The 23,110-nt window shown below is 54.1% G+C and carries 24 protein-coding genes; 9 read left to right on the forward strand and 15 right to left on the reverse strand.

Features of this window, described 5'->3' with window-relative positions; all coding sequences use genetic code 11:
* Positions 1 to 55 precede the first annotated feature (55 nt).
* The 10 genes from RISK_RS21265 to RISK_RS21315 all read right to left on the reverse strand — a co-directional run bounded on the left by RISK_RS21265 (position 56) and on the right by RISK_RS21315 (position 9,990).
* On the reverse strand, positions 56 to 754 hold the full coding sequence (locus tag RISK_RS21265; protein ID WP_236696540.1) for a hypothetical protein: 699 nt from the start codon (positions 752 to 754) through the stop codon (positions 56 to 58).
* Between the two features lie 34 nt (positions 755 to 788).
* Positions 789 to 1,328: a hypothetical protein gene (locus tag RISK_RS21270; RefSeq protein ID WP_150122660.1), complete on the reverse strand. Its 540-nt coding sequence runs from the start codon at positions 1,326 to 1,328 to the stop codon at positions 789 to 791.
* Positions 1,329 to 1,410: 82 nt separating this feature from the next.
* The gene (locus tag RISK_RS21275) at positions 1,411 to 2,319 is read right to left on the reverse strand and encodes a hypothetical protein (protein WP_047816355.1); all 909 of its coding nucleotides are present in this window, start codon (positions 2,317 to 2,319) and stop codon (positions 1,411 to 1,413) included.
* 248 nt (positions 2,320 to 2,567) lie between these two features.
* Positions 2,568 to 3,587: a VWA domain-containing protein gene (locus RISK_RS21285; protein ID WP_150122661.1), complete on the reverse strand. Its 1,020-nt coding sequence runs from the start codon at positions 3,585 to 3,587 to the stop codon at positions 2,568 to 2,570.
* Positions 3,580 to 4,170 carry a MotA/TolQ/ExbB proton channel family protein gene (locus RISK_RS21290; protein ID WP_047816358.1) on the reverse strand — a complete coding sequence of 197 codons (591 nt, stop codon included), beginning with the start codon at positions 4,168 to 4,170 and terminating at the stop codon, positions 3,580 to 3,582. Before RISK_RS21290 ends, RISK_RS21285 begins: the two co-directional genes overlap by 8 nt.
* A gap of 146 nt (positions 4,171 to 4,316) precedes the next feature.
* On the reverse strand, positions 4,317 to 5,144 hold the full coding sequence (locus tag RISK_RS21295) for a FliH/SctL family protein (protein ID WP_047816359.1): 828 nt from the start codon (positions 5,142 to 5,144) through the stop codon (positions 4,317 to 4,319).
* 172 nt (positions 5,145 to 5,316) lie between these two features.
* Positions 5,317 to 5,856, reverse strand: a complete 540-nt coding sequence (locus tag RISK_RS21300; protein WP_160311479.1) for a SprT family zinc-dependent metalloprotease — start codon at positions 5,854 to 5,856, stop codon at positions 5,317 to 5,319.
* A 280-nt stretch (positions 5,857 to 6,136) separates the two neighbouring features.
* Positions 6,137 to 7,519 (reverse strand): hypothetical protein, encoded by a 1,383-nt coding sequence (locus RISK_RS21305; protein ID WP_047816361.1) that lies wholly within the window; start codon positions 7,517 to 7,519, stop codon positions 6,137 to 6,139.
* Positions 7,519 to 8,571 (reverse strand): hypothetical protein, encoded by a 1,053-nt coding sequence (locus RISK_RS21310; RefSeq protein WP_047816362.1) that lies wholly within the window; start codon positions 8,569 to 8,571, stop codon positions 7,519 to 7,521. Before RISK_RS21310 ends, RISK_RS21305 begins: the two co-directional genes overlap by 1 nt.
* A gap of 345 nt (positions 8,572 to 8,916) precedes the next feature.
* The gene (locus RISK_RS21315) at positions 8,917 to 9,990 is read right to left on the reverse strand and encodes a replication initiator protein A (RefSeq protein ID WP_047816363.1); all 1,074 of its coding nucleotides are present in this window, start codon (positions 9,988 to 9,990) and stop codon (positions 8,917 to 8,919) included.
* A 685-nt stretch (positions 9,991 to 10,675) separates the two neighbouring features.
* Between RISK_RS21315 and RISK_RS21320 the strand changes: the two genes are divergently transcribed.
* Entirely contained in the window at positions 10,676 to 11,650 is a 975-nt protein-coding gene (locus tag RISK_RS21320; protein ID WP_047816673.1) for a DUF3991 and TOPRIM domain-containing protein, read from the forward strand.
* Positions 11,651 to 12,287: 637 nt separating this feature from the next.
* Here RISK_RS21320 and RISK_RS21330 read toward each other — a convergent pair.
* A complete protein-coding gene (locus tag RISK_RS21330; RefSeq protein ID WP_047816365.1) occupies positions 12,288 to 12,512 on the reverse strand; it encodes a hypothetical protein in 225 nt (74 codons plus the stop codon).
* A 273-nt stretch (positions 12,513 to 12,785) separates the two neighbouring features.
* Between RISK_RS21330 and RISK_RS21335 the strand changes: the two genes are divergently transcribed.
* From RISK_RS21335 to RISK_RS21345, 3 genes are all read left to right on the forward strand, one after another.
* Entirely contained in the window at positions 12,786 to 13,229 is a 444-nt protein-coding gene (locus tag RISK_RS21335; protein ID WP_047816674.1) for a DUF6876 family protein, read from the forward strand.
* Between the two features lie 144 nt (positions 13,230 to 13,373).
* Positions 13,374 to 14,375, forward strand: coding sequence for an ArdC family protein (locus RISK_RS21340; protein ID WP_047816366.1), 1,002 nt, complete (start codon positions 13,374 to 13,376; stop codon positions 14,373 to 14,375).
* Between the two features lie 201 nt (positions 14,376 to 14,576).
* Positions 14,577 to 14,867 carry a hypothetical protein gene (locus RISK_RS21345; protein ID WP_236696541.1) on the forward strand — a complete coding sequence of 97 codons (291 nt, stop codon included), beginning with the start codon at positions 14,577 to 14,579 and terminating at the stop codon, positions 14,865 to 14,867.
* Positions 14,868 to 15,076: 209 nt separating this feature from the next.
* Here RISK_RS21345 and RISK_RS21350 read toward each other — a convergent pair whose 3' ends face one another.
* From RISK_RS21350 to RISK_RS33175, 3 genes are all read right to left on the reverse strand, one after another.
* Positions 15,077 to 15,484: a hypothetical protein gene (locus tag RISK_RS21350; protein WP_047816368.1), complete on the reverse strand. Its 408-nt coding sequence runs from the start codon at positions 15,482 to 15,484 to the stop codon at positions 15,077 to 15,079.
* A 2-nt stretch (positions 15,485 to 15,486) separates the two neighbouring features.
* Positions 15,487 to 18,393: a MobF family relaxase gene (gene mobF, locus RISK_RS21355; RefSeq protein ID WP_047816369.1), complete on the reverse strand. Its 2,907-nt coding sequence runs from the start codon at positions 18,391 to 18,393 to the stop codon at positions 15,487 to 15,489.
* Positions 18,394 to 18,580: 187 nt separating this feature from the next.
* Entirely contained in the window at positions 18,581 to 19,366 is a 786-nt protein-coding gene (locus RISK_RS33175) for a hypothetical protein (protein ID WP_150122662.1), read from the reverse strand.
* A 23-nt stretch (positions 19,367 to 19,389) separates the two neighbouring features.
* Between RISK_RS33175 and RISK_RS33180 the strand changes: the two genes are divergently transcribed.
* From RISK_RS33180 to RISK_RS21380, 5 genes are all read left to right on the forward strand, one after another.
* Entirely contained in the window at positions 19,390 to 19,539 is a 150-nt protein-coding gene (locus tag RISK_RS33180; RefSeq protein ID WP_236696542.1) for a type I restriction-modification system subunit M N-terminal domain-containing protein, read from the forward strand.
* A 39-nt stretch (positions 19,540 to 19,578) separates the two neighbouring features.
* Positions 19,579 to 19,851, forward strand: a complete 273-nt coding sequence (locus RISK_RS33185; protein WP_047816371.1) for a hypothetical protein — start codon at positions 19,579 to 19,581, stop codon at positions 19,849 to 19,851.
* Positions 19,852 to 20,098: 247 nt separating this feature from the next.
* Positions 20,099 to 20,584 carry a DUF4145 domain-containing protein gene (locus RISK_RS21370; RefSeq protein ID WP_160311481.1) on the forward strand — a complete coding sequence of 162 codons (486 nt, stop codon included), beginning with the start codon at positions 20,099 to 20,101 and terminating at the stop codon, positions 20,582 to 20,584.
* Between the two features lie 218 nt (positions 20,585 to 20,802).
* Positions 20,803 to 21,420, forward strand: a complete 618-nt coding sequence (locus RISK_RS21375) for a DUF6088 family protein (RefSeq protein ID WP_063838448.1) — start codon at positions 20,803 to 20,805, stop codon at positions 21,418 to 21,420.
* A complete protein-coding gene (locus tag RISK_RS21380) occupies positions 21,413 to 22,429 on the forward strand; it encodes a nucleotidyl transferase AbiEii/AbiGii toxin family protein (protein ID WP_047816372.1) in 1,017 nt (338 codons plus the stop codon). The genes RISK_RS21375 and RISK_RS21380 overlap by 8 nt, the downstream gene beginning before the upstream one ends.
* A 105-nt stretch (positions 22,430 to 22,534) precedes the next feature.
* Here the strand turns inward: RISK_RS21380 and RISK_RS21385 are convergent, their stop codons facing one another.
* Entirely contained in the window at positions 22,535 to 23,110 is a 576-nt protein-coding gene (locus RISK_RS21385; protein ID WP_261340229.1) for a transposase, read from the reverse strand.

Below are 23,110 nucleotides of genomic sequence, written 5' to 3' on the forward strand. Positions count from 1 at the left end.
AGACGTTCCCTCGGCCGACGAGGACGAGTACCGACACGGCCAAGTAAACCGCGTCCTAATAAAACTCAGGAAGCTCTGGCCTCGAGGTCAGGTCATTGTTGATGACGAATTGACCGGGCTCGAACCCGGCGCGTTCGATGATTTCCTTCCATCGCCAGACTTCGTCCTGTGCGACGTAGTACAGCGCCAGGTTGCCGCCGTGTTCGCGGTAACGGGTTAAGGACTCGAGCATCCGATACCCCTCTTTGGATTTTGTCGGTTGATCCGTTTCGGATTCGACCAAATCACTCAGCAACACGGTGAGCGTCCGCGTTTTCTCAGTCACGTCCGGCATCGTGTTGACGTAGTCGATGGTCTTGCGCGTGGCGATGTAGACCGGGGACTGATTGGGCACCGAACTATCTTTTAGAAACGCCGCCATCGCTTCGGGTGATTTGAAACGGTGCCGCAGTTCTTCTGGACTTCCCTCGAAAAGGACCACTTGAGCGTGACCGCTCATTTGCGACAAAACAATCTTGCAGTCACCTCCGATGGTTTGCTCGCCGAACGACTCGATCAAACCGAGTACCATCGGATAGGCTCGCTCGCCGAAGTCTTGGGAAAAGCTTCCGCTCAAATCGATGGAAATGACCAAACAGGCTTCCAACGGTTTCGGTGCGAACATTGGACGAGAAGCCGATTCGGTTTTCTTGACGCAGCCGCTCGCGCCCAACAAGCTCGCGAAGATGGCTGGTAAGATGATGAACATTGACATCGGGTGGGTCGATCGCATCGGGATCTCCTTTGAATTAAACGTGATCGGGGTGGTAATAGGACTGATGGAACGCAGCAAATGCTGCGATGCCGGCGGCGTACATGCAGGTGCAGACAACTGGAACGTAGGCCGGTGCATCGCTCCAGCCATTGTTGCGGGCCGCTAGGGCGATAAAGAACACGAAGGCGTCGGCGATCAAAATCGTGCTCGCGACAATGGCATAAAAACCAAAGGCGAACGGACGCGTCTTGCGATAGCCCATCACCGGCCCAACACCTTTGAATTCGCTAATGACACGTATCCAAATGACGGTCACGGCGAGAAACAAAAGGCAACTGGCGACATGGCTCAAATCCAGATTCTCGATGCTTTGATAGTCCCGTAAAAATTCGGCGCCAGGAACTGCCCGGTGCAGTCGCGTTCGCATGATGGGCAGTAGTTCCCGAATGCCCTGCGCCGCGATGGAAATTCCCAGCGTGCCAAACGACGGGATGACGATGGCATTGACCAAATAGAATTTGACAACTTCGCCGGCTGGCTTTTTCTTTTTGATCGGCTTGGGCATGGCGATCACATCTTCGTTCCCATCGTCACGCGGCAGGGCATCATCGAACGTGTCAATGTCATCGCTGACAAAATTTCGATCTAACAAGGGTCTACGCTCCTAGGTGGGAGGTTTCGAGGCCGCCCGCCACGATGGCGAGCACGGGGTGCTTCATTCGCAGTCTTTCGTAGGCCTGCTGCAGTCCGTAAAGGATCTCTTCAGGGGTTGGATCCCCTTCCTGCTTGACCGAGCGAATAAACACTTGCACGGCGTTGTCATGGTGAACGCACTTGCCCATGCCATCCGCCTTGAGCATCTTTTGCCGTTCGAGCTGGGCATGTCGCTTAGCAATGCCCTTCATCGCCTCGGCGTCGATCTGGCCGCGGCCTGAACAGGTACGAGTTGGAGCGGCTGGTCCTGACTTAACATCATTCGCCGTTCCTACGCTAACGTCTGAGACGTCAGACCGGCCCGACGCTTCGATCCTTTCAGGATTGAACTTGGTAGAAGGCGAGTGAGCCTTGATAATGGATTCGGCGACTTTGATCGTGATGATCTCACCATTGTGAGCACGCTTGATCGCTTCATAGCTCGCTGCTTCAGGAACCTTCGGTTCGCTGAGTAGTTTGATGGCTTCGGCGACGAAAAGTGCGGCGAGCCTAGGATTGGTGAGCAGCGTTCGACCAAACCTGAGGAAAGCATTTCGGCAGCGGTATTGCTGGCTACGACTCACACCCGTTTCTTCATACATCTCTTCGATCTGGTCGCCGCGTGCCATGTCTGGCGTCGCCAATATGAAAACGTGAATCATCATGCCGATTATCAACATGGATTGCGCTTTCAAGTGACGGATGCAGTCAACCGCCCGAACCGCGATTATTTGTTGTTGGTGCGGCGTAGCCCGAGCCAGGCACTCCCTCAGTTCGTCGTCGCCGACGCGACAGAGCGAGTCAATCAAACGACTCGAAAGCATCTCCGCGTCGATCCGTGCGCAAAGTTGTTTACAAAGGTCTTTCATCATTCGATCCCAATTCAATAACTAGAAAGTGCAGAAGCACCCGAACAAACCGGCGCTAAGTCCAACAAAGACAATGGTCCAAAACACGTTTTCAACTCGAATGTTCGGTTGGTCGTTGGTCTCAGGCGTTTCGTCACATGCCGATGTCGTCGGCGCGCGTGCTTGATCGTGAGGACGAGCAGAAGGAGCCTGCCCGGCGGGACGTCCGCGGGTCGAAAAATTCACCGAGTACAATTCATCGTCGCGAGTGATCATGGTTGATCGTCTCCCCCGGCGAAGGCTGCTTTGAGAATCAACTCGAAGAGCTGGGAATCCTGAGTCGAGAAAGTAGAATGCTCGTTGGATTGACCGAGTTGTTGAAAGAAACTCTCGTCGGCGGTGCCAGCAGATCCGGTATAGAGCGCCACGACCCGTCGGTGCTTTCCGGACTCTCGCGCCCACGTCCGAACATCGTCGAGCAGCGTGTCCTCGACGACTTGATCTTTGCCGGACACTTCGTGGGTTGAGACATCCCCGATGACGACAAGACATTCTCGTGGCGCGTCTGGGAATGCCCGCATCCTCGTCATGGACGATCGGACTGCTGCCTCAATGTTCGCCGTTCCCCCAGCTGCATCGAGGCGATCAACTAGATTTTGCACGCGTTTGATCGAGACGCCGTTATCGTCTTTGTCCGGAAGAACTGGTTCGATTGGCAATTCGACTAGTTTGAGATCGCGGTATGCCACAATGCCGATCGACACTTCACTGAGGACGTGAGGCAGCGTTCGCATCAACGAAGCAATCGTGGACTGCAAACTCAAAATTGCTTCACTCATTGAACCGGTGCAATCCAAGCAGATGTCAATACGCAAAGATTTCGCCGCTCTAGCCTTGGAAATGATGCTCTGGAGCTCATTGATTTCTTTGTCCTTATCGCGAAGTTGGCTCTCGCTGTTTGCCAGAGCGTCATTCGTCTGCTGTTGAGCATCCTCGGCCGCTTGCAGTGACTCCAACATGGCCAACAATTCCGCTGCCGTGCGTTCGCGTTCGCCATCTCGTTGACTCGACATCTGGGCAGCTCGACTGGCTGCGTCATCGAGGCTCGCTTGTTGCATAACCATCAGGTTTTGCAAAAGCTCTTGATCGACCTTGGTCGCCATCGCTCGCACACCCTGATTCACCATAAAGATGAACAGGAGCAACAAAAAGATGAGCACGCAATTCATCATGAGGTCGCCAAACCCCGTTGCGTCATTCTGCATGCGTTTACGTTTTTCTCTACTACGCATCGTTCTCTCCTTCATTCCGTAGTGGGAACATGTCGAGCTGAGCATCGAGCTCATCAATGAACTGATCGACCCTTGCCTGCGCAACGCTGATCAAACCGAACAACAACACGGAACCAAAGAATGCGGCGGTCAACGTTGTCGAAATGGCGACAGCCATGGACGGCAGGGATTCGCCGATCGCCGTCCCTACCGCCTGAACATCGGTGACATCCGCCGCACCAATCCCAATCGCGTTGAGCATTCCGATCATGCCGATGCAGGTTCCAACGAGACCCATCGATGGCAACGTGCTTGCAATCAAGGTCAGCGGATGAAGTTCACGTGTAAGTGACCCCTCCAAGCTGTTTAGAATGCTTTGATGGCCCGTCTCGCGTCCGCGGATTGACTTCAATGCGAGCGTCTTGATGGCTTGCAGTGCGATGGGATTATCAATTTCGTCGTGAGCGACAATTTCGTGCACATTCATCTTCGCGCAGAGCCAAAGCACTTGCTCAGATCGTCCAATGTGATGACGAAGCCTCGACAACCACGTCCAAACTTTCAGGACGCCGCCGACCGCCACGAAGATCAAGTAAGCATTCATCGCGGTACTGGTATATCCAGTCAATATTCCAACGATGCCGAAGACGGCGTATAAGGCAGCGACAAGAATCCACTTGCTCGCGCCGCTTGTCGTATTAACGTCGAGCAACCGTCCTGGATCTTGATGAGGGGGTGTACGCGGAGCGCTCATTTTGCCACCTCCACCGTCTCGATCGGAGCGTCAGTTTGTTTGTCGACTTGAGATATGCGGGGGATGACCGCACGTTCGAGTAACGCTAGCAAACGTTCCTCACGCTCTTGCTCCTGCAGGCGGAGGAGAGTGTTTTGTCTTTGGATCACAAGTGCCGATCCAGGTTCGCGATGAACGAGAACGAAGAACAGAACCGCAACGAAAGAACACGACACGCAAACGACCACCGAAGCAATCTTCCAAAAGCTTTCCCGGCGTTGTTGTTCCTTTCCCGCCTCGAAACCTTCAACCTTTCCGATCTTCAGGCCTCTCGCTTCGCCCATCTCCTCGGCCAGCTCGATCTTCTGAGCCGCCTCTTTCTCTGCTTCGCTGCGACCTTTTATTTCCCCATAGATAGCCCCCTGCTCCTGCCCTTTTCGAAACTCGTCGGCGGCGGCCTTGGCGTAGCCGGTTGCTTCGCCCTGTTTGAAGCCTGCCTGATGTCCTTTCAGTTCACCTTCGATCATCCCGGTTTGGTGCCCCAGCTTGCGGGCAATCTCTTTTTGCTCATTAACATCCTCCATCGCGGCGTTACGTCCGCTCGCCTCGCCGGCTTGGAAGCCTTCTTGCCGCGCCGCTTGAACGACGGACTGCTGAGAGAGAAGTGTTTGCGTGGTCGCGGTCGCCGAGGCCGTTTGCTGCGTCATTTGCAACTCACGTCGATGCCGGGCTTCGGCTTCTTGTTGCTTTCTCGCGGCTTGTGGATCTGGACAACCGGCGATCGTAGTGATGACGCTGATTAGCAACGCATTCCATGCGATGCTGTGGTTCTGTTTATTGTTCATGATCGTTATGTGACTTTCAGCAAGGGCATATCGCTAGCGAGTCGGTTCAAGTACCGATTTGAAATAGGAACAGGGCAATAGGAATGAGGCTGGCGGGTCTAGCCCGTGCCATTCCGAGTGATGCTGATCGGTGGCGGCCGATCGCAGTCGCGACAGCTAGTGACGTATGTCATCACGCACCTCGTTCTTCAAAGAGCCTGCCGCAGTACTCGCAGCGGACGCGAGGGTTCGAGCGTGCGATTCGCAGTTTAAACGGCAAAGCACATTTGCACTCCCAAAGCTTGAGCTTCGTCGGTGCCGTCTTCGCCGGTGTGTTTAGTATCGGTGCGAGCTGAGGCACTGATACGCCGTATTCCTCTAGTAGAGCAACGAACGGGCTGTCTGGGATGATCCCCAAGGAGTAGCCACGCTCATCGACAAGCAAGCCCATTTGCTCAGCTTTCTTGCGAAAAACGACCGTGTGATAGCGTCCGCCTTTATTGCGGCCGCACTGAACGTGTTCCCAGTGATGGATGCATTCGTGTGCAAGGGTACGCAATACCTCGATCCACCCCTCGGGCGATTGCAAGCCGCGATTGAGGTGATTGATGTCGATCGCGATTTCATGGTTTAAACCAAAACCATTGCGGCTCAAACGGTAATGACCACACGCCCCACGCAGCTTTAGAAAGCAAAGTGCCGGATCACCGATCTTCAAGTTGAAGCGGTCCACGATGCGAGGCAACCAAAGCTGTAGCTCCTGGCTTACGGCAGCGAACTCCCAATCGCTATGAGCTTGGTGTTCGAGCAGTTGCCCGTTGATGACATGGTCTTCGCTCTGACGGATTTCGTCTCCACATGATCCCCACCGCAACATGGTCAGCCTCCCCTGGTGGCTGTATGTGTTCGAGTTGGGGCCTCTTGCCGTCTCTCAAAGTGTTGCCGTGATCGCAGCGGCTTTGAGATCGATCAATCCGATCGACAGATACACTCTAGCGGATTGGTTATTCATGTCAACGCGAATCACCAACAAATTTAATTGGGGGTGGCGACCAGAAGGTTTGCACTTCTTTTGGCTTGCCAAGCGGTAGCATTGTCGCGAATGCTATGTCCTTCGCCTTGTAAGGTGTTTTCAGTCCCAACCTTACCTCGGTGCCGTCAAGCTCGACTTTGCGATCGGCATCACGGTAAGCCCGAACCAAATCGACGTAGCGCTGCTTTTTCGCTTTGCCCGTGAAATCTGCTGGGCTGCACAGTGAAGCCGCTGCAAACTGATCGGTCAGGTCCTGATCCGTAATGGTTTCCTGCTTCGCCAGATCGGGGAATAATCGCCTGGCCATGTCGAACACGACACTTAGTTTGGCATCGCTTTCAGCGTCCGCTTTTCTTTTGGCGAGAATCGCTTCGGCTTCATCAATGTGCTCTGCTGGTAGAGTCGCGATCGCGTGCTTGACCGCGGGCCAATCCATCGGGGCGGTGTCGATGACCGGAACAGCTCCTTCCACCTTCGACTTTTGCGACTTAGACTGTCGGGGCTTTGACCGCTTACGGTCTTTTTTGGGTACTCCATCCTTTGGCACCTTGGCATCCTGTCTACGATGCCGCTTCTCTCCCCCCTCCGGCTCATCCGGTTGTTCTGCATCGCCTGCCGACCCTATATCATGTCGCTCGGGTTCGTCAAATTTCGGATCGGAGCGATAAGCTCGGACGAAATCGTCAAACGCTTTCCAGTGTTGTGCCGGCGCACGTTCTGGGTACCAAGCTAGGTCTTGAAAGAGAGATTTGCACGCTGATTTTTCAAGCGGATCATCATCGTCGGTCCAGTGCAATTCGTCCTGTTTAGCCCAATCGACTGTTTGTGACTGAGCGTTCAAAAGTGAATCGGTAGATAGTTGAACAGCGACAGAGCCGTAAGGCGGTACTGACAAAAGCGTCGAATCACCGTTCTCAATCGAGCGTGCATTCTTGACCGCGAACAGTGCAATGGCTTCGGAGACTGCCTTGCGCGTAACCAGAGACAAATTTCGGAAAGCACGGGGCCTTCCGGAATCTAGAAAAAGCACATCTTTTGAAAATGCAAACGAAAGAGCGTTCGCCGAGAAACCGCGCAGTCTAGACGCGACTAACAAATACGTCGTTTCACAAGCGCACTTCTGAACGAGTTCATGTCCCACAGACTCAAGCTTTTTTTGGAAGCCAACGGCGTTATCGCCTAGTGGGGCATCGACTGGCTGCTTGACGAAGAAGCGACCGTGAAGCGGTGCGACACTCAACTCAATAGCGACTTCGACCGGAGGCAGCGACGTGGTGCCTTGATCGTTGGTTTCAATTGACCGTTGATCCTGGGCCGGATTGATTCGTACAGCCGCCTCCTCGTTCTCACAATCGTCAGGCATTAAATGGCACGATGACTGATAGTAGAACGGATCAACTCAAACATGTCTTCGTAAATCATCATGAAGCGGTGGAGCGTAGTCTCGCTGTACTCATAATTAAGGATCTGGTCCGGACGGTTTTCAACGCCTCTTATTTGCTTTCCCCGAAGTATGCCACCGTTCAGGTTGAAAATAAGATGATGAACGACTGGAATCCTGTCCTCGTGGCTGATGCGGATGAGGTTAATGCCGATTGTATCGGTAAAGCCGAGACCATCAGTCTGTTCCCGTAGGGGGCGAGTGTTTTCGAAGTAACCCTCGTGATTGTCTTGAACACTTTCATATTCCTGGAAAGTTGCTCGCCCGGGGCCAACCTGGAACATGGATTCAGGGAAGTAGTCATCCACACCATGCTGTGTAAAATATTTCGAAATTTCGCGAGTCCAGAGCCTCGCGTCTGGATCGTCATGGCAATTTGCGAACTGCCACGGAAAGGGGCGATCCAAGCTGGTAAGAGGGTTGGTCAGAGTGGGCACCGGCAACTGTGCTACGTGCAGTTGCCGTGGGTTGGTGACGACGTCCACATAGTCTAAAGCCTTCGTGTATTTGAGACCGTACTTTGCGAAAGAACGGGCGTAGCGAAGATGTCCGACATTGACCATGACGATGGCGAGCGATTCTCGTTTTAGTGATGCGGAAGCGAAGTAAGAGCGACATGCTTGCACTAAGTACTCTCGAATTCTCCGGGGCGACTTCCCCTCGAAAATGATTTGCATGCATTGATCGGCGACCGAATTCGCGACAGTGTCCGTTCCACGGAAATCTGCTGCTTGACCGAACCAGACGTGCTTATGGACTCCTGAAAAATCGAATTCCCCACCCTTCGTCAAGTCATCAGTGCTTATGAAATCTTTGCGACAACGCCGGGAATATCGGGTGTATAAGAAACCGCGGTCGATGCCACCAAAAGGTTCGATTGCCCATAAATGTCCCGTCTGCGACGGGTCAAAGAAAGCAGCAACTCCGGTTTTGAGAGCAACGCGACGATTGAAATCAAATGATGAAAATGGCATCTTAAACTCGTTCAGGAAAGAGACTGAAAAGCTAAGTGAGACATCCAAATCAGACGCAATGTCTACCGAGCGAACATTGACTAGGGCAGTTGAAAAGGGACTCCTGAAACAAACGAGAACACGTTATTCTTGGAACATTCCACTGCGAAAGGTTACCATCCCTGACTTGGTTTTGCGATCAATGGTCTGGCGTCCGTGGTTGAATCAAATTTCAAAATCGGGCAGCATCGCCCCCAATGAAGCGAGTTTTCCCGATTCAGCGCCAGTATTCGTCGCTCGACGCGTTATCTTTGACGGCACTGCGCTCCATGGATTTGAGCTCGCAAGTAAGTGTAACTTCTTCCTTTACGGCATGCCCTTCCGCTGAAACCACTTTCGGCAGAAGCCCAGAAAAGCCGCCTCTGGGTGGCGAGGCGGTTCGGCACCTGAGAGTGAGATCCAGTCCCGCCACTGATTTTCGAGCTCGCGCACGTCCCAGCCGGGCGCGGCCAGTCTCGCCTCGTGGTACACGTCGTCTTTCAGCTTGCGAATGGGATCATTTTTCGACTGCCCCCCGGTACTCGAGGGAATCGTTCCACGGTTTGTAAACACGACAATGTCGCGGTCGCCCTCCTCCAGCGTGACCGCGTAGTCGGGCATGTGGTTGGCCACCTGGTCACGCTCGACCACTTTTTTGAGCGCGCGTTTGAATTCTTTGCGTGTGCTGTTGGATCCGGTCTTCTTTCGCAGAAGGTCGAGGCCAATCCGCCACTGGGACTTGCGGCCGCAATGCTTCCGGGCGAGTTCGTAGATGCGACGTTCCAAAGGACGTCTGAGCCTGAAGAAATCACGATGAAGCGTGAGTACCTCTTTGGATTTGACGGCCTGATACACCCAGTCGCTGACCTTGATTTCGATCTCTTGCATCCGGCCGTCGCGGCCTTCGCGAACAATCTCGTAATGCTCGATCAATCCGAAGCCGCGGGTGATCTCCTTTTCGCCCGTCAAGATGTTCGTGGTGATCCGGGTTCCGACTAATCGTTCGAGTGCCGACTTGAGTAGGTCGTACCCGCGGCCGGACGTCTCACGGTTGGTGGCCGTCAATAGTTCAATGGCCTGGAAGCGGAGCACCGAGTGAACCTCCCTGCCCTCGTTCATCGCGGCAACGAGTTGGCTGATCGCGAAGATTAAGATGTCACGGTCGAAGACCGTGGCAAGGCCTTCGGCGCCGGGACGGACTTCCAGCCAATCGCCATTGTGATCGTAGCGGCGGAACTTGTGATCCGGTTTGGTGGACAGGCTAAAGATCGGATGCTCCATCCCGGCCATATCACCCTTGGGCGCGGCATCAACGACATCGCAAATGAAGAAGTCCCCAATCGGGTGCCGCTCTGGCAAGAGCGCCTGAGGTTCGATCGCGGCGGAAGAAGAATCGGTCATTCTTCATCAAACGTCATTTCAGACACTGTGTCAATCGTTTCGTCACTTCTCCCACCCGAAACGTCATTTCACCCACTTGTAGCTGCGCATCGTCACATCAAACACCGAAGTGGCTACAACGTCATTTCACACACCTTGCCACGTCACTTCACCCGCCTTCGAACGTCATTTCACCCACCGAGCCTGAAATTTCTCGGATTGATTCCAAGGGGTTGACGGGCAATTCAAACGGCCTAACACCTACTTAACACATATTAAACACCCACCCCATCGCGAAACGCGGACTAGTCATCCACGAATTACCTGACCATCAATCGAAGTCGGCAATTGGAAAATGAGCCGACGGACTGCTGTATCGGATTGCGGTTGAAGAGCATGCCGCCACCTTTGCACCGGTCGCCGGACCGTGAATGAACTGCCCGCCCCTCCTCCGCTGTTGCGGAGCCGTGTTACTCATGACCGTCCCGCATGGTCCCGTTGCCTCTTGGTGTGCGTCCTTCAACGCAACCAATGAAAGGAACCCATCATGGGACAGGATGAAATTACAACCGCAACTTTGGTGATGAATTGCGACGAGGCGACTGATCGCATCAACGATCAATCGCAAATGTCGCCACCAATCAAGTTGTGGACTGCTTCGTTTAATAACTTGCCGATTAATTCTGGTTCGGGATACTCTCGATCCATGGCCTCATCACGTTCAGATGAACTCGACCGTTTCAAACGCATCGATCTTGTTGCGTACGCCGGTCAGCGGGGTTACGTCGTCGATCGACGAGCCAGTAGTCGGAACAGCATCGTGATGCGTCATGCCAACGGAGACAAAATCGGCGTCGGTAAAACACCCGCTGGCACGTTCGTGTACTACAACTTCAAAGGTGATGATTCCGGAACGATCATCGACTTGGTGCAGACCCTCGATGGTGGATCGCTTGGAGATGTTCGCAAGACCCTTCGCAATTTCGACGGGTCAGTCGCGATGCATGCCCCCTCCCCCACTCTTCCTTTCAAGCTGCAGCCTTCCCAACACGACGCCTCCCGTGTTTTGGCGGGATGGATGAATACGAAACCAATCGGAGCAAAGGGGCATCCCTATCTCGCCGAATTTCGAGGGATTTCAGTGGATGTGCAGCACGATCCGATCTTCAAGGGACGCATTCACATCGATGCACGTGGCAATGCGGTATTCCCCCACTACAACCAATCTGGTTTGTGCGGGTACGAACTCAAAAATGGAAACGCCTCGGGAACCACGTTTACGGGTTTCAGCCCGGGCGGAGTCAAAGGTCTGGCGTGCTCTCGGCCTCGGCCCGATGACCGCGAGATGATCGTTTGCGAGACGGCGATCGATATGCTCAGCGTCGCGACACTCGAGGGCGCACACGGGAAACGCTTCTTCAGTACCGCTGGGCAGATCAGCCCAATGCAAGCGGAATGCTTGCGATCAGCGGCCGACAAAATGCCCCGTACAGATTCTCGGATTTTGCTGGCACTGGACCATGATCAGGGCGGGCAGATGATTGCGGCTCGAATACGCGAAGCGTTGGGTTCGATGTCGCTGCCGATTATCGAGCACTACCCACCCAATAAAGGCAGTGACTGGAATGATATTCTGCTAGATCGTCGCAAATGCGATGGTACGACGCTACAGCTCGGCTGATCATCTCATCGCTGCTTGTGCGATCAATCGTGATTGCGAACCCAAGTCGATCCGATGCCAAGGTTCTACGACTTGCCGTGAATGCGATCGAGCGTCTTTGCGATTAGTCGTCGATGCGACGATACAGCGAATCGCATCGGCTGATCGTCGTGTGCCCGCAAGCACGGTCAATCGTCTCGACTGAAAAACGACGGGCTGGCGACGTGGTGTTACGATTTTTCGTTTATGCGATTCGGTGTTTGTACGGTTTCAAGACGACACGTTGATACGTTTGACCGTGAATGCGACGAAGCGTTTGCGCACGGATGCGATCGCCTCAGAAATGTCGTCCCGGAAGAGAGGAAGGGGGCTCAGACGCGCCAGATTCTTTTTCAACTGCCCCCGCCGAGCGATTCTTCTTTTTCGATGTTCGTTTTCGCGTGGGAAGGTTGTCGTTTGTCGAGGTGAAGATCGATCGTAAAAGCCCGTTCAGTTCATCAATGCTACCGCGAAGGCGGCGGATTTTCTGAAGCAATTCTCGGTGTTCAGAATCGAACATGTCAGAACAGTCGCCCTAAAGCCGGTGCCAGCGGTGGTTCGACGTGACTGAATCGTTCATCAATGTCAGCAGATTTTGACGAGGCCATCACGATCGCCGCTAACCGAGATGGGGCGAGGGGTCTGCCTTGGCGTCGGAAAGAATGGATCGGCAAGCCGCTCGGCAGAAGTCCTTCGCCAGCATTCCAGCGATCATCACGCCCGACCGATCTCCAACAGCGATCGAGAACGAGGGCGCGAACCCGCCTTTTTCGAGCCACTGTTGCAGATTGTGTGCATGCTCTTTGGCCGCATCGTTCATGCCATGTGATTGCGCTTCAAGCATTGCAGCAAAGGTTTCTTCCGGATCTATGATGCGGATAGTGCGATTTTCTGGGCCTGCGTGTCAACCATTTTGTTGGTTGGGCGATCGGTTCCTTTCGGTTGACTGACTTTTTCACGCAGCTTCCCGCCTTGCCCGCATCGCCGCAAGGGTTTTCCTGCCAGAGCATCGCTTCGCTTGTCTTCGGAAAATCGCTCCGCGAAGACCCTTGCCCCGACGCCGGCGAACCAGGCGGGGGTTCGCTTGCATGGTCAATCAACAGAAAGGAACGACACCATGAACAACAACATCTCAACCACAAACGCAGAGCGAGGCGATCGAAAACAAAATCCGCTAACGAGTGGCGACCTGCGAAACTTCAGCGGCGATCTCGAACGGTTCCGATATGCACTCAATCGAAACGTCATCTACACGCCCGGCGTGCAATACGTGGCCGAGAAAGGGGAGGCGTACTGGCTGATCGACGCGATCGCATCCTGGATCGGTAGTGAACCATTCAACGAAGCTGTCGCGAAAGACGACCGGATCGGCGAGATGCATTTTTGGACGCTCCGACGGATCCAAGGCAACGCCGCCACACTGGAAGCGAAGGCGGATAGCCCCGAGAAACCATTCATTGTCCAAGACATCGAGTTTACCGACTTTCCGCTCGACAAGATTGACATTTGGGCCGGGTTCGATGGAAAGCACTGGACGCTCTATCTACCGAGCGAGCACTAACCAACTGGCGTTGCGGGCGTCGGCGGTTTCTCGTTGACGCTCGCATCGATTCCGTGCCAAAACGGCATCAAACAACAATCAATTGATAGAAAGGGCAGTCCCATGACACGCAGTTTAGAGACCGCCGCCGAAAGGTAGGGCGGCATGGCAAAGAAAAAACACGGCAACAAGCCGAAACGAGACATCTACCGGGAGGTTACCGATCGCATCATCGGCTATTTGGAACAAGGGACTGCCCCGTGGAAGAACCCGATCCGTGGCGGCACCGGAGATGGGTGGCCGAAGAACCTTGAAAGCGGAAAACGGTATCGCGGGATCAATGTTCTCTTGCTGGGGATGCGATCCTTTGAAGCCGGATTCAGTTCGGATTACTGGATGACGTACCGGCAGGCACAAGCCAAGAATGGCCAGGTCAAGAAAGGTGAAAAGGGCTCACTGGTCACGTTCTGGAAAATGTACGCCACCCGAGACAAAGCAACCGGTGAACCGATTGAGATCCCCATGCTCAAACACTACACGGCGTTCAACGTCGAACAAATAGACGGCATCGAGATCCCTGATGCGCCGCATGACTTGTCTGATGCGGAACCGTTTGAACCAATCATCGAGGCCGAACGGATCGTTGCCGGATACCAGGACAAGCCGAGTATCGAACATGACGGCGGAAACCGAGCTTTCTATCGACCTAGCACCGATGGCGTTCACATGCCAAAACCAGAGAAATTCGAGTCACCAGAAAATTACTATTCCGTTTTGTTCCATGAACTGACCCACTCAAGCGGCCACAGTAGCCGACTGAACCGAGGCTTGGACACGGAGTTGGCGCCATTCGGATCGCCAGACTACAGCCGTGAAGAACTGATTGCCGAGATGGGAGCCGCGTTTCTTTGTGCCGCCAGTGGCATTAGTCGGCCCACCATTGAACAGTCCGCGTCCTATCTGCAGAGTTGGATCGACGTGCTCAAGGGCGATAGCAAACTTGTCATTGGTGCAGCCGGAGCAGCCCAAAAAGCTGTCGATCACATCCTGGGTGAAACTTTCCAGGACGCTGCCAATGTCGCCCCGACAAAAAACAAGCCGGTGACAACAGAATCGATCGTCGCCGCGGGGACCGATACCAATTCTGCTCAGCTCGATCTGTTTTGAACGCGGTGATGGGACGTTCCGGCCAAGTCATTCCCTTTCGTTGTCAATTGACTATCAGGATACGCTGCCACGCTCGCGATCTCGTCAGCAAGGGGCCGTGTTGTCGCTTCGCTTCTGCCCGCACCAAAACCCCTTGCTGACGAGATCCCGATCGTGGCTGGGACGCGGACCATGGTCAACCAACAAAGAAAGGAAAAAGCCATGACACAAACAAACAACAATCAACCCGCCAGCACCGTTCGAACCGGAGCACTCAAAGGCGTCATCTGGAAGAACGCAGGCAAAGACGGCAAACCTGATCGCTACTCGGTTAACTATGTCCGAGCCTACAAAACGGCCGAAGGTCAGTGGAAAGACACCAGTAGTTTCAGTGAAGTTGACAATCTGAAACTGGGCTACCTGATCCCGAAGGTGAATGACCGGATCGCGGAGCTCAAAGCCAGCGACCGTGAACAAGAGCAAAGCAACGATGCAGAGGAGGAGGGCCAATAGGCCATTCTCCCATTACGGGGCACGGCGACACGACGCATCGTATCGTCGTGTCGTTCATTGCAACGCGAAACCTGCAAACAATCAGCGGCTTGGCTTCACTCGAATCGAGTTTGTCCCAAATTTGGGACGAGCTTCTCGCTGTGCCTCAACTGCAGTCGGACCAACCCAATGCACGAGTCGCAGCCGTCCCAAATTTGGGACGTGACCCTTCATGCTGCCTGAGCCGTTTCCACGTTGATCTTCATGATCTCTGCACTGGATTCGGGTCTTCGTCGCCCGCGAGGGTCGGCCTCCTCGAGCCAACGCACGGACGCCATCCCAAACAGTGTTGCCAATTCTCGCAGATTGCGACCTTCGATCGTGATCAGCGTTCGGGAGGCGGCGAATACAGTGAGCTTGATCTGGCCCGCGTCGCGACTTTCGATCTCGCGAACATCGGAATAGGAATAGCTCAACCAACGACCGTCATTGAGTCGCAGCTGGAACATCATCGGCGGCATCTCTGCGGGAAGTGCCGACGCGTAGGGTGGTGTCTCAGTGTTCTGCGTAGAGACTGGAACCGATCGCAAGGTAGGTCCGCCTTGGCTGTTTTGAAATGCTCTGGACGCTTGGGACATGACTAGATGCTCCTTCGAACATGTGGCGTTAGACGACGATCGTTGCGTTGGTGAACACGGCGATCTGGGGACTGCGGTGGGCGTTGACGGTTCATGGCATTCGATCTCAGCCATGTTCGGACGCGACTACGGAACGCTTCGAAGTGACGCCGGTGACTCGATCGCTGACGCATCGGGAGATTAGTCTGTGGAGTAGGGGACTCGCTCCGTTTTGTCTTGGTGGGACCCTGCGGTTGCTGGCCAACGAGTTCTGTTGCTGACATCTGTTGGCCGCTGCGTTCAATCGCTCGTCTGACCTTGGATTTGTCGTCGACGTAGATCACCACATCTTCGCTACCGCGTGACGCAGTCACGTACAGCGTTTTGGCGTTGATCGCGGGCAGGGAAGTCGCACCCATCGCAGAGATTACCACGTCCCTGTCTTTGCCCTGACTGGCATGGCTCGTGATGACATATCCAAGGTCCAAATGCCCGTAGTCCCTGGAGACAACCTGGCCGCCCTTCAAAACAAGGTTTCCGCTCGAGTCAAAGCCTTTGACTTCGTCCAGTCGCCCATTGCTCAAGCGGGTTTGTCCGTTCTTGGTTGTTCCACCCAGGCTAAAACGGATCTTGTCGCCAGCGGCAAGTCGAACCTCGTCTTCGCGGTAAACCTCGAATCGATCAGGTGTCGCGATTGGAAGCTTCTTGCGGTCACCATTGCCTATCGAGATCAACTCGACTTCATTTTCGACTGCCCCCGCGACGCGGTAGCGTTCGCCTCGTTGGATGCCCCCGCGTGCATTCTGGTGAAATTGAACAATCGCCCCGGCTTGCTCCGCGTAGGTGGCGGCTTCACGCTTTTGGGCTTCTGTCAGGTTCATTGATTGCAGCTGAAGGAAGGGGCGTTCCTGCTCGGCAAGCTTGCCTCGCTCGCGAAGCGATCGTCGAATTTCCCTGGTCGCGGCGGCGGCTTCCGCATGCGTAGGAGCCACGACCAGTGTTGACTTGCCCTTGTCCATTGCCGAAAGGAATCCTGCTGCCAAGACTTCATGTTTGTTGTCGGCGTCGATCTCTTGGATCTTCCCCATCGCATCGAGCATGTCAAACCCGGCCAGCAGTCCGGACTTGCCGGAACGCTCGTCGATTTCGTGTCCACGACTGATCGATTCCACGGCTTTGCGATACTGGCCCTTCTGGCGTTGGATGACTTCCACGCGGGCAATGTTCAAGCCGGCTTCTCTTTCGAGCAGCCGCATCGCTTCCCCTCGGCGTGGCGACGCGTGCTGCCGTGTGTCACCAGAGAGCACCACGCGGGCATTCTGCTCTTTGGCGATATCGAAAACGGCATTGAGTGACCGCACGTCCATCAATCCCGCTTCATCGATCCAAATCACTTGGTCGCGGACCTCGGGATGCAACTTGGTGTTCCGGATCAAATGCTCGACCGTTTGCGTTTGTTGGAACCCTTTACTTTGCAGGACTTCCTTCGCGCCCGTGCTGGGTGCGAACGTAAACAGTTTCTTGTCGTTCTGCGCAATCGCATCGGCAGCCTCCTGCATGAGCGACGACTTACCCGTGCCCGCGCCACCCGTGACAGCCATCACGGTATCGCGGCTCGTCAGGACATGATTGACGGCCGCTTTTTGTTGCTCGTTCAGCCAGTCGCGATCAAATCGATGTTCTTGCTTCCCAATTGCTTGCCTGGTTCCGCGTCCATCGCGTGCGAAATCGATCAAACGTTTTTCAGCATCAAGCACTTCTTGGGTCGTGACGAACGACCGGGATGCACCATCCTGGTCGAGGCTTCGCTGAATGATTGGTTGTCGATCGAGTGTTCGTTCAATCTCTTCAGGTGTGAACGTCAGCCCATGCTCCAATGCGGTTGCAACGACCTGATGCCGCTCCACGGTAGAATGACGGAACAGGTGATGATCGAGAGCGTATTCGACCGAGACGTTCGCCTCGCAATGCTCTTCACCGCCATTGCCTTGGACGCTTAGCGTTGCCAATCGTTCGAACGCCTTGCGTTCCTCATCGTTCAAACGCGATGACCATTCGTCCCGTAATCGTTCGACTGACGTGCCAAGTTCCTTCTTCTCGCGAGTCTGTTTGCCGAGCGTTGCCTTCTTTGCCGCGTCATGGACGCCTTTGGCTCGAGCGGCTGCCTCGACCTGCTGGGTTCGTTTGCTGAACTTTTCAATCGTCTTGCGATCCAATCCATCGATCTCCCAGCCCGCTTTGATGCGTCCTGATTGGGCAAAGCGAGTAGGGCTCACGGCGTAACCAAGTTGATCACGCAGCCGCCGAGCAAGTCGCGATTCGAACTTGGCCTGAAGACTGGCTCGCTGGCGAACGATCTCCTCCATCTGCCCCGCGTAGTGCTTGCCGTCTTGATGGGTCCAATTGATGACAAAAGCATGGATGTGCAAATGCGGATCCGCTTTGCCATCGACTGGGCGAGACGTTGTGTGGAGGAAATCAGCGTAGATCAATTCACCGGTGGTCGACTTCTGCTCGCTGCTGTGATGTTCGCCGTGCCGGACACGGCGTTGCATCAACGGTTCGACGTCTTTGGTCATTGTCTCGCGAACCGCATCACGCAAAGCGTCCACCAATCGTTCGTCTACGTTGATCGCCCACGCGAGGGAGACCGACTTTGGGACGGAAAATGTCAGATCCATCCCCGGACGACGGTCCTTGCGATTGCGCTGTGTCAGTGATCTGCCGGTGTTCGGATGTTGGCCTTGAAGCAGTGCGGAAAACTGATCTTTGGTCACATCCGTGCCACGACCTAATCCCAGTGTCTCGGCTCCTTTGCCGTGCCATTGACCATTGATCTCTTGGCCGAGGTAGTAGTCACCCTGAGTGAGCACCTGGTCAAAATATTGACGCGTCGCAGCGATGTTTTTGCTCTGTGTCGCGATCAGCATGATGCACCCGATGACGTTCCAGGATGGGCGTCAGTATGGAAGAAAAAATTAGATAGGCTTGTCCCCTAAGCACTGCTTAGGCATTAAACCGTGACACGAAAAAAACGCAAATGCAACGCGTCACTGCGACTCTATCCACAGAGCACTCCATGCGAGATAATTTCAGCTTTCGCGATCATGAGAACCATCAATGAACCCACGAAACGAACCAACACTCAACGGAACGACAATAGCTACTTGGGCTGCCACTGGTGTCGGTTGGATCGCCACAGTGATTGGCTTCTTTATCACAAGCGGAATTGCGAGCTACGCCTGCTACCAATCCGATCAGGCTGGTCAAACCGCTGCGGAAGCAAACAAACTCGCTTGGGATGCGATGCAACAAAACAAAATGCTGCAACGCGACAATCAAATGTTTGCACACAGGATGCAAGAATACGAAATTTCGCTGACCACGCCCCGACTGTCGCTGCTGCGGTTCAAAAGGCTTTCTGCTACCCGGTACATCGCGACGATCCAAAACGACGGGCAACGACAGGCGGTTATCTTTGGCGCTCAACTTCATCCCGGCCATGAAGAACCAAAGGTCGGGTCTATGGACGAGCGTCCAACGGTACCGGAATCGATGAAAGTTCCGACTATCAAAATCCCATTTGCCAATCCAAATGAGCTGAGCGTCGAGCTGCCGATCCCAGCCGTTGTCGATGCTGGCGATATCGTATCCGTTGAGATCACCTTCACAGTCGAATTTACCGAGGGGAGCATTCACATCGACCAAGGGATTGGACAGCCGTTGTGGGCGGGCCGATACCAAATTCAAAAGACACTCAATCTCCTTCCAGGAGATGCCCCGCCAACCGAAGGCGAATTGGACGATATCTTCGGTTTTCCGCCGCCTCCCGCTCAAAGGTTCGATCGGTAAAATGCTACGTTGATCAGGACCCGAAAACTCGCTAAACAGGATCTGCAGCAACCGATTCGAAGGAACGAGCCACGATGGCATTGAAGAAATCCGAACTCTATTCGTCGCTCTGGGCGTCCTGCGACGAACTGCGGGGCGGCATGGACGCGAGCCAGTACAAAGACTACGTCCTCGTGCTGCTGTTCCTGAAATACATCTCCGACAAATACGCCGGCCAGCCCTAGGCACCGATCACGATCCCCGATGGGGCCAGCTTTGCCGACATGACGCGGCTGAAGGGGGCGACGGATGTCGGCGATCAGATCAACGAGAAGATCATCGCGCCGCTTGTTGCCGCTAACGATCAACTCGACCGATCTGACTTTCCTGACTTTGATGACGCCAGCAAATTGGGCGATGGGAAAGAGAAATCGGAACGGCTGACTAAACTGATCGCAATTTTCGAGAGTAGGGCACTCGACTTTTCCATGAACCGCGCCGATGGCGGTGACATTCTGGGCGATGCCTACGAATACCTGATGCGGCACAGCTTTTAGCCGGCCGGATTCGTTTCTCGTAAATTTTCCCTGTCATCAGTCCGTTCAGTTTCGACTGCACCAAAGGTCATATTCAATGAGTGTTGAGCGAATTCGACAAAGGTTCGAGCAGTTGGCAAACGATGCGATGCCAATCAGAGGCTCCAAGAATCTCGTTCGTGGCGGCCAAATGTTTGCAGACCGCAACGTGGTCGATTCCGCTTTGCTCACCAAGTGGCAAACGTCCGTCGAGACACTGCTGGCAAGCGTGTTTGGGGAGTCATCCCCCACAACTGTTCGTTTCGGCGTGGAGTGCAAACGCTCCCACTTTGAAGACTTCGAGCGTCAAGAAGCCGTTCTTCTCTCTGCGAAGGAACAATTTGAGGGTGGTTTTTTGTTCGACGTTCGGAATCTAGTTCACGCTTCGGTGTTTTCCGACGAGCTTGAGCAGGCGGAGCATTTTCTCGAAAGCAATTACAAAGTTCCTGCTGCAGTCATTGCGGGCACAGTGCTCGAAACCACTCTCCGAGAATTGTGCGAACAGCATCCGGAAACCACCGTCGGTAAGGCTGACACAATGATCAGCGACATTGCGAAGCAGGGCATGGTCAACAAAATGATGGTTGATCAGCTTCGTGCCTGGATGAAGATCAGAAATTCCGCAGCCCACGGAAAGCCGGACGAATTTGCAGAAAGCGATGTTGCTCGCATGATTCAAGGCATTCGCGACTTTGTCACATGGCACATGACCTGACGACGCCAGGTCGATTGCTATGCCGCAAAATTGATCCGATAAGCGGTGCTCTTGTGTTCACCGTCTTCTGCGAAAGTACGATTTATGCCCGTGGTTATCCGTGTCCGCAGCCCATTCCCTACGATCGGAGATCGTAGGGAATGGGCTGCGGACAGTCAAACTGCTTGCTTTTGCAGCAAAAAGTGTGTATTTTTTGCTGCAAAAGGAGGCTCGTACAGATGCCACAAACCATTGCTGCTAAAGCACTTTCGAGAATTTACGGGAAGGGGAGGGGTTGGGCCTTCTCTCAGGCTGACTTCGCTGATTTGGCGGGTGGCAAAACCATCAACTCAGTGTTTCGTCGACTGGCGGAAGAGGAGACGATTCGGCGAGTTCAAACCGGACTGTACGATTACCCGCGTTACAGCGAATTGCTGGACCGGACTCTTGGGCCGGATATTTTCCAGGTTGCCAGTGCCCTTGCCCGGAAATTTAAGTGGGAGATTCAGCCTGATGGAGCGTCGGCGCTCAATCTGATGGGGCTATCTACGCAGGTTCCTGCCCAATACCTGTTTCATTCCGATGGCCCGACTCGGGAGTACCAGATCAACAGAACAAAACTTCGTTTCAAACGAGTGGCAACCCGCGAAATGAAGTTTAAGCAGCCCGAAAGTGCGGTCATTGTCCATGGCCTGAAATCGCTCGGTCCCGACCACATCAATGACAAAACGATTGCCAAGGTTCGCGATTGGTTGCCTGAGGCCAAACGTAGGCAGGTGCTGCGGGACACCCAAACCGTGACCCAATGGGTTCGCGCTGCCATTCGAGAAATCTGTAAGGAGCCAGTTCATGGATAAAGTAGCTGGCCTATCAGCGAGACAGCGAAGCGAACTTTTCGAGGAATCGGCAAGCCTGCGAAACCTTCAAACGGCGATCATTGAAAAGGACTTTTGGGTTTGCTGGCTGCTGAAAAAGTTATTCAACGCGCGGGAACTGAAAGGCAAAATGGTCTTCAAAGGCGGCACCTCGCTATCGAAGGTTCACGGTCTGATCGAACGTTTCTCGGAGGACATTGACCTCGTACTTGCTTGGGGATTGATTGGATACGGGGAGGAGGGCGTTGATCCTTGGCAAGAGATGCCGTCAGCCAACCAACAGAACCGCTTCAACGCCACCTTCAATGAGAAAGCGGCGAAATACATTCGCGAAACGCTCTGCCCGCTCGTCGAAAAGATCACGTCGTCAGTCGATGGTATTGAATGTGTCATCCCCGATGACCCGCATGTGATCGAAGTTCATTATCCAGCTGCGTTCGGATCGACCGCGTTCATGCCCGAGGTGAAGCTGGAAATTGGTCCGCTCGCCTCGTGGGTGCCCCAAGGCAATCACATCGTCCGCCCGTATGCTGCCGAAGACTTCCCGCAGGTCTTCGATGATCCCGATTGTCCGGTGGTCGCGATCACCGCCGAACGGACGTTTTGGGAAAAGGCAACGATCCTGCATCAACAAGCTCACCGCGCTGAAGACAAGCCGATGCCGTCGCGATACTCACGGCACTACTACGACCTGTTTCAAATGACCAGCAGCAACGTCGCCACAAACGCGATTGCCGATCTCTCGCTGCTTGACGACGTGGTGAAGTTCAAGCAGCGTTTCTATCGAAGTCCGTGGGCAAGCTACGAAACGGCAAAGCCGGGATCGTTTCGGTTAATGCCGACCGCAGCAGGTGATCTGGTTTTGCGGAAGGATTACAACGCAATGCGTCCCATGTTCTTCTCTGATCCACCCACGTGGGGCGATATAATCGCAGGACTGCATGTTCTCGAAAATCAAATCAATACAATAGCAAAGGATAAAGCTGAATGAATTCGGGTGAGCTGGATTTAATCAGAGACGCCGACATCAAGATTCTTCAGCTAGTGCCTCCGGAACGATTTTGTGCCGCTTGAAGACCTCATTTCCCCCAGACCCTCAAGCAGCCAGAAGCGTGCCCTGATAGGTCCACTTATATGGCCTTGCCAGCGTGCTGTTGTAGTATTCGATGAAAGCCAGGATTCGATCTTCCAGATGCTCGATCGATGTGAAGCTCATTCGCCTCAGCAGTTTTCGACGTAGCGTTCCAAACCAGATTTCAATTTGGTTGAGCCATGAGCAATGGCGAGGTGTGAAGATAAATCGAATCCGATGAGACGGATCACTGAGAAATTCGCGACGACTGGCTGTCGACTGCAATATCCCTTTGCGGCCCTTGAGCCCAAGGTCGTCCTCAAAGCCGATCATCGTAGCGATCATCCTCACCAGTGTTTCACTGCAGTGAGTATTTAGATTGTCCATCACGAACCGGTAGGTTGCGTCTACACCACCTAGGCTGATTACATTGTTGATGTTTTCGAGCATGTCCAGTTCGCCACGCGTGTCTCGAAGAAGCGGTGCCCAGATCTGTCCCGTTGCAACGTGGAGATTGCCAAAGAGTCCTGTTGTTCCATGGCGTTGGTACTTGTATTCCAGGCGAGCGACATCGTGACGGCGAACCGGTGTGCAGGCCAA

It is taken from the genome of Rhodopirellula islandica (genome assembly GCF_001027925.1).
GTDB lineage: Bacteria > Planctomycetota > Planctomycetia > Pirellulales > Pirellulaceae > Rhodopirellula > Rhodopirellula islandica.

Coding starts and splice junctions, on each gene's coding strand:
- RISK_RS21265 (WP_236696540.1), bottom strand. CDS start 754: ATGTCAATGTTCATCATCTTACCAGCCATCTTCGCGAGCTTGTTGGGC.
- RISK_RS21275 (WP_047816355.1), bottom strand. CDS start 2,319: ATGATGAAAGACCTTTGTAAACAACTTTGCGCACGGATCGACGCGGAG.
- RISK_RS21285 (WP_150122661.1), bottom strand. CDS start 3,587: ATGCGTAGTAGAGAAAAACGTAAACGCATGCAGAATGACGCAACGGGG.
- RISK_RS21290 (WP_047816358.1), bottom strand. CDS start 4,170: ATGAATGCTTACTTGATCTTCGTGGCGGTCGGCGGCGTCCTGAAAGTT.
- RISK_RS21295 (WP_047816359.1), bottom strand. CDS start 5,144: ATGAACAATAAACAGAACCACAGCATCGCATGGAATGCGTTGCTAATC.
- RISK_RS21305 (WP_047816361.1), bottom strand. CDS start 7,519: ATGCCTGACGATTGTGAGAACGAGGAGGCGGCTGTACGAATCAATCCG.
- RISK_RS21310 (WP_047816362.1), bottom strand. CDS start 8,571: ATGCCATTTTCATCATTTGATTTCAATCGTCGCGTTGCTCTCAAAACC.
- RISK_RS21315 (WP_047816363.1), bottom strand. CDS start 9,990: ATGACCGATTCTTCTTCCGCCGCGATCGAACCTCAGGCGCTCTTGCCA.
- RISK_RS21320 (WP_047816673.1), top strand. CDS start 10,676: ATGGCCTCATCACGTTCAGATGAACTCGACCGTTTCAAACGCATCGAT.
- RISK_RS21330 (WP_047816365.1), bottom strand. CDS start 12,512: ATGCTTGAAGCGCAATCACATGGCATGAACGATGCGGCCAAAGAGCAT.
- RISK_RS21335 (WP_047816674.1), top strand. CDS start 12,786: ATGAACAACAACATCTCAACCACAAACGCAGAGCGAGGCGATCGAAAA.
- RISK_RS21340 (WP_047816366.1), top strand. CDS start 13,374: ATGGCAAAGAAAAAACACGGCAACAAGCCGAAACGAGACATCTACCGG.
- RISK_RS21345 (WP_236696541.1), top strand. CDS start 14,577: ATGACACAAACAAACAACAATCAACCCGCCAGCACCGTTCGAACCGGA.
- RISK_RS21350 (WP_047816368.1), bottom strand. CDS start 15,484: ATGTCCCAAGCGTCCAGAGCATTTCAAAACAGCCAAGGCGGACCTACC.
- mobF (WP_047816369.1), bottom strand. CDS start 18,393: ATGCTGATCGCGACACAGAGCAAAAACATCGCTGCGACGCGTCAATAT.
- RISK_RS33180 (WP_236696542.1), top strand. CDS start 19,390: ATGGCATTGAAGAAATCCGAACTCTATTCGTCGCTCTGGGCGTCCTGC.
- RISK_RS33185 (WP_047816371.1), top strand. CDS start 19,579: ATGACGCGGCTGAAGGGGGCGACGGATGTCGGCGATCAGATCAACGAG.
- RISK_RS21375 (WP_063838448.1), top strand. CDS start 20,803: ATGCCACAAACCATTGCTGCTAAAGCACTTTCGAGAATTTACGGGAAG.
- RISK_RS21380 (WP_047816372.1), top strand. CDS start 21,413: ATGGATAAAGTAGCTGGCCTATCAGCGAGACAGCGAAGCGAACTTTTC.